The sequence below is a fragment of the Herbiconiux daphne genome, assembly GCF_024979295.1.
Lineage (GTDB): Bacteria > Actinomycetota > Actinomycetes > Actinomycetales > Microbacteriaceae > Herbiconiux > Herbiconiux daphnes.
The window spans coordinates 453375-466463 of sequence record NZ_JANLCJ010000004.1; the positions used below are offsets into that span (position 1 = coordinate 453375).

13 protein-coding genes are annotated in these 13089 nt (G+C 66.1%); 3 read left to right on the forward strand and 10 right to left on the reverse strand.

Annotation, left to right across the window (positions count from 1 at the left end; genetic code table 11):
• Positions 1–22: 22 nt before the first annotated feature.
• From N1032_RS13345 to N1032_RS13365, 5 genes are all read right to left on the reverse strand, one after another.
• Positions 23–1075: an ABC transporter permease gene (locus tag N1032_RS13345; protein ID WP_259539590.1), complete on the reverse strand. Its 1053-nt coding sequence runs from the start codon at positions 1073–1075 to the stop codon at positions 23–25.
• Positions 1075–2625, reverse strand: coding sequence for a sugar ABC transporter ATP-binding protein (locus N1032_RS13350; protein ID WP_259539591.1), 1551 nt, complete (start codon positions 2623–2625; stop codon positions 1075–1077). Before N1032_RS13350 ends, N1032_RS13345 begins: the two co-directional genes overlap by 1 nt.
• Positions 2626–3612, reverse strand: coding sequence for an ABC transporter permease (locus N1032_RS13355; protein WP_259539592.1), 987 nt, complete (start codon positions 3610–3612; stop codon positions 2626–2628). It abuts the gene before it with no gap.
• A gap of 90 nt (positions 3613–3702) precedes the next feature.
• Positions 3703–4848 carry a sugar ABC transporter substrate-binding protein gene (locus N1032_RS13360; RefSeq protein ID WP_259539594.1) on the reverse strand — a complete coding sequence of 382 codons (1146 nt, stop codon included), beginning with the start codon at positions 4846–4848 and terminating at the stop codon, positions 3703–3705.
• Positions 4849–4955: 107 nt separating this feature from the next.
• Complete coding sequence (locus N1032_RS13365) at positions 4956–6041, reverse strand: nitrilase-related carbon-nitrogen hydrolase (protein ID WP_259539595.1); 1086 nt, start codon at positions 6039–6041, stop codon at positions 4956–4958.
• 306 nt (positions 6042–6347) lie between these two features.
• Between N1032_RS13365 and N1032_RS13370 the strand changes: the two genes are divergently transcribed.
• Positions 6348–7115, forward strand: a complete 768-nt coding sequence (locus N1032_RS13370; protein ID WP_259539596.1) for an SDR family oxidoreductase — start codon at positions 6348–6350, stop codon at positions 7113–7115.
• 136 nt (positions 7116–7251) lie between these two features.
• On the opposite strand, the gene N1032_RS13375 is transcribed toward N1032_RS13370, so the two are convergent.
• The 4 genes from N1032_RS13375 to N1032_RS13390 are packed head-to-tail and all read right to left on the reverse strand — an operon-like array spanning position 7252 to position 11137.
• The gene (locus N1032_RS13375; RefSeq protein WP_259539597.1) at positions 7252–8598 is read right to left on the reverse strand and encodes an aminotransferase class III-fold pyridoxal phosphate-dependent enzyme; all 1347 of its coding nucleotides are present in this window, start codon (positions 8596–8598) and stop codon (positions 7252–7254) included.
• 54 nt (positions 8599–8652) lie between these two features.
• Entirely contained in the window at positions 8653–9696 is a 1044-nt protein-coding gene (locus tag N1032_RS13380) for a cell wall-binding repeat-containing protein (RefSeq protein WP_259539598.1), read from the reverse strand.
• 24 nt (positions 9697–9720) lie between these two features.
• Entirely contained in the window at positions 9721–10341 is a 621-nt protein-coding gene (locus N1032_RS13385) for a DNA-3-methyladenine glycosylase I (RefSeq protein WP_259539599.1), read from the reverse strand.
• Between the two features lie 34 nt (positions 10342–10375).
• Complete coding sequence (locus N1032_RS13390; RefSeq protein WP_259539600.1) at positions 10376–11137, reverse strand: SDR family NAD(P)-dependent oxidoreductase; 762 nt, start codon at positions 11135–11137, stop codon at positions 10376–10378.
• Positions 11138–11223: 86 nt separating this feature from the next.
• On the opposite strand from N1032_RS13390, the gene N1032_RS13395 reads away from it, so the two are divergent.
• Together N1032_RS13395 and N1032_RS13400 are read left to right on the forward strand one after the other, a co-directional pair.
• Complete coding sequence (locus N1032_RS13395) at positions 11224–11652, forward strand: cupin domain-containing protein (protein ID WP_259539602.1); 429 nt, start codon at positions 11224–11226, stop codon at positions 11650–11652.
• Between the two features lie 24 nt (positions 11653–11676).
• Positions 11677–12399 carry an SDR family NAD(P)-dependent oxidoreductase gene (locus N1032_RS13400; protein ID WP_259539603.1) on the forward strand — a complete coding sequence of 241 codons (723 nt, stop codon included), beginning with the start codon at positions 11677–11679 and terminating at the stop codon, positions 12397–12399.
• A 99-nt stretch (positions 12400–12498) separates the two neighbouring features.
• Here N1032_RS13400 and N1032_RS13405 read toward each other — a convergent pair whose 3' ends face one another.
• Positions 12499–13077 carry a hypothetical protein gene (locus N1032_RS13405; RefSeq protein WP_259539604.1) on the reverse strand — a complete coding sequence of 193 codons (579 nt, stop codon included), beginning with the start codon at positions 13075–13077 and terminating at the stop codon, positions 12499–12501.
• Positions 13078–13089: the final 12 nt, after the last annotated feature.

The following is a 13089-nucleotide window of genomic DNA, read 5'->3' on the forward strand; positions in this document are numbered from 1 at the left end:
CTTCAGTCGACGCGCTGTGGCCCTAGACCACGGACAGCGTGCGCGAACGGTTGACGGTGATGGCGATCGCGGCGATGACGATCACGCCGTAGACGATCGGCTGGAACTCCTGGGGCACGCCGATGATGTCGAGCCCGATGCGCAACAGGGCGATGATCAAGGCGCCGAATACGATCCGTCCCGGGCCACCGGTGCCGCCGGAGATGGCGGTTCCACCCACCACCACCGCTGCAATACTCGGCAAGAGAAGGCTGTTCGCGATTCCCGACGATGCCGTGCCGAGCTGACCCACGGTCATGATGGCCGCAATGCCGATCAGAAGGCCCGCCAGGGCGAACCCGAGCACGACGGTGACCGTCGTCCTGATTCCGCTGTACGCCGTGGCGCGCTGGTTCGATCCGATCGCCTTCAGTGTGCGCCCGCGTGCCGTCTTCGCGACGAAGAACGCGAGAACCGCCGCGATCGCTGCACCGATCACGAAGGCGAGCGGAATTCCGCCGGGCGACTCATAGAACCACTGCACCAGTTCGAAGTTCTGGATGAGACTGACCGCCGAAGCACCCGACGCGATGAGGCCTGCCCCTCCGACGATCCCCGAGACGGCGAGCGTCACGACGAACGACGGAATCTGGAAGTACATGTGCACCCAGCCCTGAAGCGCACCGATGGCCACCCCGAGAAGAAGCACGAGGGGGATCGCTATCGGCCCGAGTGTGTTCAGCCAGATGACGAGCAGCACACAGAGGAACGATGCCAACGCGCTGTTCGCGAGATCGATCCGCCCCATCAGAACGACCAGAGACTGCGCGAGCGCCAACATCAGCAAGGCCGCGGACTGGTCGAACAGTGTGGAGAGCGTGTTCAGCGTGACGCCGGACGGATTCATGGCCCAGAAGACCACGATCATGAGAACGACGACGATCGCCGGCGTCAGCCCCTTCTGGTTGACGAAGCCGAGCACCCGTGCGGCCGCGCCCTTCCGTTCCCCTCGTTTCGCCGAGCGCGTTGTCGATCCAGCCGGGCGGCGCCCCTTCTCGACCTCGACCACAGGCGTGACCTCTGAGCTGGTCGGCATCACAGCATCCTTTCGATGAGCGAGGTTCGGCTCGGGCGGTTGCCCGGCCGTGACGTGAACTCCCCCGTGACCTTGCCGTCGGCCATGGTGATGACCCGATGGGAGACGTAGATGCCTTCCTCGAGCGAATCGGCGAGCAGGATGATCGAAACCCCCTTCGCGGCGAGTCCGTGGAGGATCGCGTAGACCTCTGACTTCGCACCGACATCGAGTCCGCGAGTGGGGGTGTCGAGGATGAGCACCCGGAGGTCGGGAGCCAGCATCCATTTGGCCAGCACGACCTTCTGCTGGTTGCCGCCGCTGAGATTCACCATCTCGGCTGCCGGCCCTGAGGTCTTTATGGCGAGCCGGCGGATCCATTCGTCTGCGACCTCGCGCACTCGGCGGGATCGCATCACACCGAGTGTCGACACGACGTCAGGATGCGCGAGTGTCATGTTGTCGGCCACCGACATACCCATGATCGCGCCGTCGATCTTGCGCTCGCTGGGAAGGTAACCGATCCCTCTCGCTACCGCATCGCGCGTGCTGCGCAGGCCCACCCGTTCGCCGTCGATCCTGACCGATCCGTGCGCGGCCGGCAGCGCCCCGAAGAGTACGCGGCCGAGGTTCTCTCGTCCGGAATCCTGCACGCCGAGAATCGAGACGATCTCGCCCCGATTGATTCCGAGCGATACATCGGAGAATCCTGGGCCGGTGAGCGATTCGATCGCGAGCCGCACGTCGGGCGTGGGCTCCGTCGAGAGATCTTCCCGGAAGTACCCGCTCGTGAGATCGCGTCCGACCATGAGCCGGAACAGCTGGTCGACGTCGGCCTCGGCAGGGTCGACCTCGGCGACCACCTCGCCGTCTCGCATGACGTAGACGCGATCGCAGATCTCGAGCACCTCCTCGAGGCGATGCGAGACGAAGACGATGGATGCGTGCTCCTTGACCCGGCGGATGACGGAGAACAACGTCTCGATGTCACCCGATTCGAGCACCGAGGTCGGTTCGTCGAGCAGGATCACCGGGTCGTAAGGCGAGCCGTCGCCGGTCGCAAGAGCCTTGGCGACCTCGACCATCTGACGTTGGGCGAAGGGAAGCGTGTCGGTGATGTCGCTCGGGGACACTCCGCTTTTGACCTCGTCGAGATGACGCTGAGCCGTGCGGTGCATCTGCTTCCAGCGATAGAACCCGTCCCGCACCGCACCACGCTCGTTCCCGAGCAGAATGTTCTCAGCAACACTGACGTTCGGCAGGAGCGATTGTTCCTGGTAGACCATCGCGACGCCGTTCGACATCGCCTGCGAGATCGAAGAGAACGTCACCGGCCGCCCCCTGAGCTCCATGGTGCCGCTGTCGGCCGTCTGGTTGCCGCTCAAGATCTTCAGGAGCGACGACTTCCCGGCTCCGTTCTCCCCGATCAGCCCCACGACTTCGCGTGGACGGATCTCGAGCGAGACCTTCGTCAGGGCGTTGACGACGCCGAACGACTTGGAAACGTCGGTCAGACGCAACGCGGGCGCCTCGGTCGAGGTCTGCGCCACTGTCGGTTCTGCTGCGGACACTTACATCACCACTCTCATGGGTCGGCGGAGCTTCCATGCCACCGCCGTGACGGCGACGAGGAGCACCACGCCTTGGATGATCTGCTGGTAGAACCCGCTCACCCCGATGAGCACCATCCCGGTCACGATCACGCCCATGATGAGCACGCCGATGACGGAGTGGAGCACCCCGCCCCGCCCGCCCGTCAGGATCGTTCCGCCGATGACGACGCTCGCGATCGTGAGGAACAACAGGCCGTCTCCCGGCGTGGTCGAGCCGATGCTCGTGCGGCTGGCGGTCAACGCCCCTGCGAGCGACGAGCACATCCCGGCGATCACGAAAGCCAGGAGGCGGTAGCGCCTCACGTCGATGCCGGAGAGTTTGGCGATCTCCTCGCTCCCCCCGATGACGTACGCGTACCGGCCGAAGCGGGTATAGCGCTGGATCACGAGGCCGAGCAACACGATGACCAAGGCGAGCCACGACACCTTCGTGAAACCGAGGAAGGTGCCCTGGGTCAGATCGATGAACACCGGGTCCACGATCTGCGGCTTGGCGCTGGTGCCGAACAGGATCAGGGCGATGCCCGAAGCAACGCTGGCGATGGCGATGGTGGCGAGGAACGACGGGATGCGGAGCCGTGTGACGGCGAGGCCGCTCACGAGTCCGAGCACGCCACCGATGATCATCACCACGGGGAGGGCCCAGAGACCGAAGTCGAGCGAGTTGCGGTCGTTCGCCACCAGGAGCGCAGCCGACATCGAACCGACGGCCATGACCCCCTCGACGGAGAGGTCGATGCTGCCCATGAGGATCACGAAGCTCAGGCCGACCACGATGATCGCCGGGATGGCCGCTTGATCGATGACGTTTGCGATGTTGCCCGCAGTCATGAAAACCGGCGCCTGTGCTGCGATCACAACGACGATCAGCGCGAGCGCGATGAGCGCCGGCACCGGTTGTCCGTGAGTCGCGCGCCGGAAGCGCGCGAGGAGAGAATTGTCCACGATGAGTCCTTCTCGGAAGCGGAACGGATGGGCGGTCGGCCGTGGACGCCCGCGATTCGCAGGCGTGACCCCACGGCCGACCGCGAGGGACTACTTGTCGTCGAAGACGGGCTCGAACGCGACGGCGAACGGGTCGTCGAAGTCCATGTCGGCCACGAGCGGAGCGCTGAGCGCCGTTTCGGCGTTGTCCTTGGTGATGATCTCGGTCTCGAGATAGAAGGCCCTGTTCAGCGAGGGCTCCTTGTCGGGATCGATGGCTCCCGTCACGGCCTGGTAGGCGATGTCGAGTCCGATACCGCCCTGGATGGATCCCTTGGACATGTTCGTCGCGATGTAGCCACCCTTGCCGGTGCCCTTGGCGATCTCGTTGAGCGACTCTTCCAGGCCGTCGATGCCGACGACTCCCACGTCGGTGCGGCCCTGCGCCCTCAGCGCTGCCAGTGCTCCGAGCCCCAGCGAGTCGTTCGCTGCCCAGACGCCGTTGATCTGGTCACCGTACTTGGTCAGGTACGACTGCATCAGGTTCTGGGCGAGAGTGCGATCCCAGTCGGCCGGTTGAGCGTCGAGCAACGTGATGTCGGGGTACTCCTCGAGGGCTCGCTCGAGGCCGGCCTGCCGGCCCTGCTGGGCGGTGTTGTCCAGCAGACCCTGGATCGCGACGACGTTGCCCTTGCCGCCCATCGAGTCGAACAGCGCCTTCGCGATGCCGTAGCCCTGGGTTTCTGCGTTCTCCGCCATGAAGGAGGTGAAGGTCGAGCCGTAGGATTCGGGCGTGACGTCGCCCGGCGGAAGGGTCCATTGCACGACGACCTTGGCGCCTACCTTCTTGGCGGCGTTGAGGATCGCCGGAACGATGGCGTTCTCGTTCGGGTCGACGTTGATCGCGGTGCATTTGCCCGTCTCTGCGAGGATCTGGGTGATCTGTGCCACTTGCTTCGCGGAATCGTTCTTGTTCTCGATCCACTGGTAGCGGTCGCCCGCGCCGACGGACTCGGCGAAGGCCTTCGCCCCCGCCTCGACTGCGATGTAGTACTCGTTGTCGATTCCGCGGAAGCTCATCACGAGATGCGTGTTCGTCTCGTCACAGGTCTCGCCGGAATCGGCGTTCGACGCTCCGCCGGTGGAGCACCCTGCCGCTACGAGAACGGTGGACGCGACCAGACCCGCGAGGGCCGAGCGGCGGATGAGGTGGACGGCTCGACCTCTGCGAGACGTCGTGCTGGTGATTCGTTGCATTTGACACTCCTTTGTGCACTCACCTGTGATTGAAGGGGCGCGGAATGCCCGGAGATCGAGCCGTTCCGCGGCTGCCGGAGCTGGTGAGGCTCCGGCAGCCGGATGACTCAGTCGAGCGGGGTGAAGACCCCACGCTCTTCGAGCAGTTTGATGTTGCGGGCACGGGTCTCGCGCTCGCGGGCCAGCCAGTTCTCGCCGGGAGGCGCATCCAGGTACTGGTTCTTCGGGTAGATCGGCTTCTCGTAGATGGCTGCGTACTGCTCCGTGCGCAGGTCTTTGAAGCCGTTGAAGACACCGTTCGACTGTCGATCGCGACGGAGGGCGTCGACGTCGATGGTCGTGCTGACGAACGTGTCGCCGGCGGTGACGCCCGGGGTCTCGACGATGATCTTGCCGCGCTGGTTGACGATCATCGAGCGACCACCGAAGAGGTCGTTGATGACGCCGTCCGGTCCGAGTTCGGGGCCGAGGTTCGGCGCCACGACGATCGCGTTGTTGAACAGGGCGTGCGCCTTGTTCTGCACCTCCCACATGCCGTGCGAGGTCTGGGGCTCGATCAAGGTGGCCCGGATGATGATCTCGGCGCCGTTCATGGCGAGGCCGCGAGCGATCTCGGGGTAGGCACCTTCGTGGCAGATCACGTAGCCGATGTTGCCGATGTCCGGGGTCTTGGCGACCGGGTAGATGGCGTCCATCACGTTCCCGTCGCCCTTCTTCACGATCCACTCGTCCCAGAGGTCGTGCGGGTTCGTGGTGCCCAGCGTTCCGCCTTCGAATCCGTCACTCGTCGCCTTGGCGCGCCGGTAGATGACGTCGCCGTTCGGGTCGATGATGAATGCGCAGTTGAAGTAGCGGTCGGGGAAGTCATCGTCGGCCACGAGGTAGAGCTCGCCGGCGATGTAGGTGTTCAGTTCCCGTGCCGCTTTGCCGAGTTCGTCGGTCTCGGGGCCCGGGATCGTGCGGGCGAACTTCTTCTCCGCCTCGCGGCTTCCGGCATTGAATGCCATGTGCATGCCCTGGATGGCCATCTCGGGGATGACCACGAGCTTGACCGGGTGGCCTTCGGTAGCGGCCACTCCGACCGCGGTCTTCATGAAGCCGATGATGCGCTTCGTGTTCTTGAGCGCATCCTCCGGCTCGACGACCGGGATCTGCAGTGGCGAGAGGGCCACGACGGTGTACGGCTCAGTCACGTCAACTCCTTCGTTGTTGGTTCGTGATCGCTATGTTAGCGCACTATCAGTCGCGGTTGACAAGGCCTTTTCTTGAATCGAGGCCGAATTCTTAGCTAATGCAAATTCCGTATGTGAGTTGTTTACCTGATCAGGGGTCATTTCTGAACGCACAGTTACATCGGGGAATTCCGAGCGAGGTGAGCGCGGGCGACTCAAGATTGTAGACGGCGAGTTATCGCTAACTCAGACCTTGTCACATTCGAGACGGCTGCCCGGTCGTAGTTGATGACGGGCGCGAGAGTCGCGTCGCAGAAAGGCAGCATCATGAACATCGTCGTCGTCGGGGGCACCGGACTCATCGGCAAGAACGTCATCAAGCGATTGACCGCCCTCGGGCACACCGCGACCGCCGCGTCGCCCAACACCGGGGTGAACACCCTGGCGGGCGAGGGGCTCGACGAGGCTCTCACGGGGGCCGAGGTCGTGGTCGACGTGACCAACTCCCCCTCGTTCGCGCCCGCCGACGTGATGCACTTCTTCACGACCTCGACCGCCAACCAGCTGGCGGCCGAGCGGCGCGCCGGCGTCGGGCACCACGTCGCGCTCTCGATCGTGGGCGTGGAGCGGCCCTCCGACGGCGGCTACTTTCAGGCCAAAGCGGCGCAGGAGACGCTGATCCGCGAGTCGGGGCAGCCGTTCACCATCGTGCACGCCACGCAGTTCTTCGAGTTCATCGGCGCCATCGCCGACACCGCGACGAGCGGCACGACCGTGACGCTGCCGCCGGTGGCGTTCCAGCCGGTGGCGGCCGATGACGTCGCCGCCGCCGTGACCCGCGCCGCCGTGGGCGCGCCGGTGAACGGCATCGTCGAGATCGCCGGGCCCGAGCGCGCGCCGTTCGACCGGATTGTGGCCCGCGTGCTTCAGGCGCGCGGCGACGAGCGCACGGTGGTGGCCGACCCCGCCGCGACGTACTTCGGCGCCCACGTCGACGACACGTCGCTCGTGCCCGAGTCGGCACCGGATGCCGCGGGCACGACCCTCGAGGCCTGGCTCGCCGCGGGCGGGGCGACGCCGGCGCCGGCGCGCTGACCGTACCCGCGGACAACAGCAAACCTCGAGCGAACCTCGGCCGCATACGGCCCGGTTGCGCCGAGGTTTGCTGTTGTCCGCAGCGCGGCAGCGGCGTGACCGCGGGGTGACCGCGGGGTGCCGCGGCGAGCCGCCGTCAGGCGGAGAGCTCGGCCAGCTTCTGCTCGATCACGGTGGCGGCGTCGTCGATGAGTTCCTCAGAGATGACGACGCTGGGCAGGAATCGCAGCACGCTGTCCCAGCTGCCGGCATCCAGCACGATCACGCCGTTCGAGGTGGCGTGCTTGATCACGGCGGTGAGCGCCTCGGGGTTGGGCTTCTTGGTGCCGGGGTGCACGAGCTCGACGCCGAACATGGCGCCCTTGCCGCGCACCTCGCCGACCACGCTGAAGCGCGAGGCCCAGTCGCCGATGCGGGCGAAGAACGCACGCTCGACGCGCTGCGCCTCGGCGATGAGGCCCTCCGACTCGATCACGTCGAAAACGGCGAGAGCCGCGGCCGTCGACACCGGGTTGCCGCCGAAGGTGCCGCCGATGCCGCCGGGTTGCACGGCATCCATGATCTCGGCGCGACCGGTGACCGCCGCGAGCGGGAAGCCGCCCGCGATGCCCTTGGCGCTCGTGACGAGGTCGGGCACGACGCCGTGGTGCTCGATCGAATACCACGCCCCCGAGCGGGCGATGCCGGCCTGGATCTCGTCGGCCACGAACACGATGCCGTTCTCGGTGCAGAACTCGCTCAGGCGTTTGAAGAAGCCGGGAGCGGGGATGACGATGCCGCCGTCGCCCTGGATCGGCTCGACGAACAGCGCCGCCAGCTCGGTCGCCCCGATGTGCGTGTTGATGTAGTCGATGGTGCGCTCGGCCGCCTCGTCGCCGGTCATGCCGTCGGGGTCGCGGAAGGGGTAGCTGATCGGCACGCTGTAGATGTCGCCCGGCATCGGCCCCATGCCGGCGCGCTCGGGCCAGGGGCGGTAGGTCATGGCCATGGTGAGGTTGGTGCGGCCGTGGAACGCGTGGTCGAGCGTCGCGATCACGCGGCGGCCGGTGTACTTGCGGGCGATCTTGACGGCGTTCTCGACCGCCTCGGCGCCCGAGTTGACGAGGATCGAACGCTTCTCGAAGTCGCCCGGGGTGATCTCGGCGAGCTTCTCGGCCACCCGCAGGTAGTTCTCGTAGGGCGTGACCGTGAAGAGCGTGTGGGTCAGCTTCGACGCCTGCTCGGCAGCGGCAGCCGCGACAGCCGGATGCGCGTGGCCGATGGTCGTGACGCCGATGCCGCACCCGAGATCGATGATCTGGTTGCCGTCGACGTCGACGAGGATGGCGCCCGACCCGTGATCCATGTAGATGTCGGCGAGCGTTCCGGCACCTCGCGACACGGTCTTGCGGCGGCGCTCGTGCAGCTCCCTCGACTTCGGCCCGGGCAGTTCGGTGACGATCTTGCGCGCTTGCGGAACGGAGAAGGAGGAAGAGTCGACCATGCTTCGAGCCTAACCCGCGACCGGGGGCGCGCTCGTTCCCGCTCAGTTCATGGACTACGGGCGTAAGTAGTTCGCCAGCTTGTCTTCCAACGACTTCGAGATCGTGTCCTGGCCGCCTAGCACGATGATCCGCTGTGGATCGAGACGTCGCAACTCCTGTTCCACCTGCAACGAGATGCCATTCTTCGAAACCAGTAACACGGGACTGCCGAACGCGATCGCAGCCGCAGAACCCGACAACGCATCGGGGAACACCTCGCCTGACGCAACGAACACCATCGATCGTTCGGCACAGAACTGATTCGCCGACGTCGCGGCCGAGACGGCATAGCGATCGGGACCCGGAACCCTTTGGGTCGGCGCATTTGCAGCCAGCGTCAAAGCGGTCGCGTCGCTGACAGTCGACGGCCCTCCGACGATGATGATGTGCTCGACGTCGCCCCGAGCGGCCAGATAGCGGGCGATCTCCGGCGGTACTCCATTCTTCTGAACCAGGAGTACCGGTGCGAACGCGTCACCGGCCGCCGCCGCCGCCGACAGTGCATCGGAGAAGACTTCTCCTGACGCCACGTAGACAGTGTCGACGTCGGTGCCGAACATCTGCGACGCCAGACGCGCCGACACGTCGTAGCGGTCATCGCCCGAGATGCGCTTGACCGACCCGGTGGCGAGGCCCGACACCGAGCGCTCGACCTCGGATGAGATCGAGGCGGTTCCACCGAGGATCACGATATCCCTGGGCGCGAGACGCACGATCTCGGCACGCACCGAGGCGGGAACGGAATCTTTCGTCACGAGGAGCACTGGGCCATGCAGGTGCCCGGCCGCTGCCGAACCGCTGAGTGCATCGGCGAAGCCCGACCCAGTGGCGAGGAAGACCACCGCCGCGCCGCCCGGGAAGCTTCTCGCAGACGTGCGAGCAGACACCTCGAACCGGTCAGCGCCGGAGATCCTCTCGACACCTGGCGGGATCGATTCCGTCGGCGGACACGTTTCGGCGACTTCGTTATGGGCGACGGCCGCGTGGGCGCCAGCCGCCGGCCCCATCGATGCCAGCAACACGATCGTGCTGGTCAGGATGATCGTGGAGAATCTCATGCGCTAACCATACACGAGCTTCCCTCACTTTATCTGGCTTCCCGCGCCCTTACGCGGGCAGGTGTCGACGTGGTCGTCGACCACGCCAACGGCCTCGAGGTAGGCGTAGACGATGGTCGACCCCACGAACGTGAAACCGCGCTTCTTCAGGTCTTTGCTCAGGCGGTCCGAGAGCGGTGTGGTGGCCTGCAGGTCGCCGAGGCCGCGCGGATGGTTCACGATCTGCTCGTCGTCGACCCACCCCCAGAGGTAGGCGGCGAAGCTGCCGAACTCCTCCTGCACCCGCAGAAAGGCGAGAGCGTTCTTGCGCGTGCCGAAGATCTTCAGGCGGTTCCGGATGATTCCGCCATCGCTCATCAAGGCCTCGAGCTGCTCGTCGTCGAACTGCGACACCGCCACGACGTCGTAGCCCGCGAACGCCCGTTCGTACCCGGCGCGGCGACCCAGGATGGTCGACCACGACAGCCCGGCCTGCGCGCCCTCGAGCACGAGCATCTCGAACAGATGCCGGTCGTCGTGCGACGGCACGCCCCACTCGGCGTCGTGGTAGCGGCGCATGGCGAGACTGCCGTTGGCCCACGCGCACGTGCCGCCGTGGGGGTCGAACTCTGGCTCGGGGTGTGCCGCGGCATCCGTTTCGGTCATGCCTCGATCATCTCAGCAGGCGCCGACATGCCTGCTATTGCGCCGTGTAGCCGCCGTCGATGACCAGCTCGCTGCCCGTGGTGAACTTCGACTCGTCAGAAGCGAGGAACAGCATCGCGTAGGCGACGTCGTCGGGCTCGCCGATGGTGCCGAGTGGATGCTCCGATTTCATCTGCTCGATGTAGCCGGGGGTCTGGCGCGCCTTCTCGATGTTCATGGGCGTCAGGATGGTGCCGGGCAGGATGGCGTTGAAGCGTATTCCCTCGGCGGCATACGTGATCGCATCCGTCTTCGTCATGGTGCGCACGGCGGCCTTGGTGGCGTGGTAGACGGGAACGTCGGCGTTGCCGATGATGGCGTAGATCGACGACATGTTGACGATGCTCTTCTGCCCCGGGGTGTTGCGCATGTGCGGGATGGCGTGCTTGGTGCACAGGAACGGGCCGCCCGCGTTGACCTTGAAGACCTTCTCCCAATCGGCGAAGTCGACCTTGTCGGTGGGTTCGACGGGGCCGGCGATGCCCGCGTTGTTGATGAGGATGTTGAGGGCGCCGAACCGCTCGACCACCTCGGCGAACACCTGCTCGATGCGGCTCTCGTCGGTGACGTTCATGGTCCAGAACTGGGCGGTGCCGCCGGCATCCCGGATCTCCTGGGCCACCCGTTCGCCCGAATCCGACATGTCGACGAGCGCCACGGCCGCGCCTTCGCGGGCGAACAGGCGCGAGATGGCCTCGCCCATGCCGCTGCCGGCGCCGGTGACGATGGCGGTCTTGCCCTCGAGTCTTGCGGTCATGTCTTGTCACTCCCTTGTGAATCGTGTACAACCACACTGTAGTGTTAATCGTAAGTGAACAGCGCTGTTCAGGGAGAGGTTACAACGTGATTGTCAAAGACACCAACGTCCCCACGATGCTCGAGCACGGGGGCACCTGCCGATCGTGGTTCTTCTTTCATAAAGAGGAGCTGCGCGACGAGACCGAGGGCGGCTACCTCGAGTTCATCGACGAGTTCGAGCTCGCGGCGGGCACGGCCCTCGAGCCGCACTCGCACAACACCGACGAGTTCTATTACCTGCTGCGTGGCACCGCGGTGATGCGCATCGAAGACGAGGAGCAGGATGTCGGCCCCGGCAACCTCGTGCGCATTCCCCGCAACCAGATCCACAGCATCCGGGCGAAGGAGGGCGAGGGATTCCGCGCGCTCGCCTTCGCGATCAGCTACATGCCGAAGGACGAGGTGGGCTACACCGCCTACCCGCCGGGCGGCGAGCCGCACTTCGTGCCGAGCGACGCCGACACCTTCGAGTAGCGCGAACGTCCGGCGGAGACAGCGATGAGACTGCAGAACAAGATCGCCCTGGTGACGGGCGCGGGCCGGGGCATCGGGCGCGCGACCGCGGAACTCTTCGCCGCCGAGGGCGCCACCGTCTACGCGGCCGACCTGTCGGTCGACGAGCCCTTCGAGTCGCCGGCGGTGACATTCGTCGAACTCGACGTCACCGATCTGGAGGCCTGGCAGACGGTGGTCAACGGCATCGTCGACGAGCACGGCCGCATCGACGTGCTGTTCAACAATGCCGGCCTCGTCGGCTCGTACGAACCCGTCGACTCGATCGCGCTCGACGACTGGGCTCGGGTGATGAACGTCAATCTCAACGGCGTCTTCTACGGCGCCCGAACCGTCGTGCCGCGGATGCGTGCCGCCGGCCGGGGATCGATCATCAACACGTCGTCGATCTGGGGCATCGCGGGAGCCGCGGGAGTGGCCGCCTACACCGCCTCGAAAGGCGCGGTGCGGCTGCTCACGAAGAACCTCGCGTTGTCGTATGCGGCCGACGGCATACGGGCGAACTCGATTCACCCGGGCATCATCGACACCCCGTTGATCGCGGCTCAGGATGCGCAGATCACGGCGGGAGTGGTGGCGCAGACGCCGTTGGGCCGGCTCGGAACGGCACAGGAGATCGCCTTCGGTGCGCTCTTTCTCGCGAGCGACGAGTCGAGCTTCATGACCGGTGCCGAGCTCGTCATCGACGGGGGCTACACGACGCAGTGACCGGATGCCGCGGCGTGCGGTCATGGCGGCGTGCTCGCTGGGGCGTGCCGGGGGCCGGGTGCAGGGCGCCGGATGCCGCGCGTGCTCGTTCTCCCGCGATCAGCCGCCGGCCGACGAGCCGAAGCCCGACTTGCCCGACGAGCCGAAGCCGGCCTTGAGGGGCGCGCGGTCACCGGTCTTGGCGCCGGCCGCGGCCGGAGTCACGACATCCGACTGCAGTTTCGAACCGGGGGCCGCGAAGCCGCCGTTCGGAACGGTGGCCCAGCCGGAGACGTTGGGCGAGTTCCAGCGCGATCCGGCGAACAGGAGCGGGCCGAGCCACAGTCCGGCGTAGTGCGCGCCCGGGTAGCGCGACGAGGGCTCGCACAGGTCTTCGGGGGTGTCGACGATGTCTTCGCCCTGCCGCTCGAGCACCGCGATCTGCTCGGTGACGTCGGCGATGCAGGCCTCTTTGGAGTCGTACATCGGGCGCTCGGCGTTCTCGGGCACGACGTACTTCTCGCCGTCGGCGCCCTCGAGCACGATGCCCTCGTCGGTGGGGGCGCAGCCCGAGAGGGCGAGCACGGCACCGGCGATGGAGACCACGGCAACGCCGCGGGCGGCTGCCGGGCGGCGGAGCGCGGCGCGTTTGGTGGCCGCGATGCCGGACAGGGCGAGAGAGGAGGAACGGGAGGCCATGAGGGTTCCATC

What these genes read in the sequence shown, in the direction of transcription:
- N1032_RS13380 (WP_259539598.1), bottom strand. Translation starts at nt 9,696, where the DNA reads ATGAGATTCTCCACGATCATCCTGACCAGCACGATCGTGTTGCTGGCA.
- N1032_RS13400 (WP_259539603.1), top strand. Translation starts at nt 11,677, where the DNA reads ATGAGACTGCAGAACAAGATCGCCCTGGTGACGGGCGCGGGCCGGGGC.
- N1032_RS13360 (WP_259539594.1), bottom strand. Translation starts at nt 4,848, where the DNA reads ATGCAACGAATCACCAGCACGACGTCTCGCAGAGGTCGAGCCGTCCAC.
- N1032_RS13345 (WP_259539590.1), bottom strand. Translation starts at nt 1,075, where the DNA reads ATGCCGACCAGCTCAGAGGTCACGCCTGTGGTCGAGGTCGAGAAGGGG.
- N1032_RS13405 (WP_259539604.1), bottom strand. Translation starts at nt 13,077, where the DNA reads ATGGCCTCCCGTTCCTCCTCTCTCGCCCTGTCCGGCATCGCGGCCACC.
- N1032_RS13370 (WP_259539596.1), top strand. Translation starts at nt 6,348, where the DNA reads ATGAACATCGTCGTCGTCGGGGGCACCGGACTCATCGGCAAGAACGTC.
- N1032_RS13375 (WP_259539597.1), bottom strand. Translation starts at nt 8,598, where the DNA reads ATGGTCGACTCTTCCTCCTTCTCCGTTCCGCAAGCGCGCAAGATCGTC.
- N1032_RS13385 (WP_259539599.1), bottom strand. Translation starts at nt 10,341, where the DNA reads ATGACCGAAACGGATGCCGCGGCACACCCCGAGCCAGAGTTCGACCCC.
- N1032_RS13390 (WP_259539600.1), bottom strand. Translation starts at nt 11,137, where the DNA reads ATGACCGCAAGACTCGAGGGCAAGACCGCCATCGTCACCGGCGCCGGC.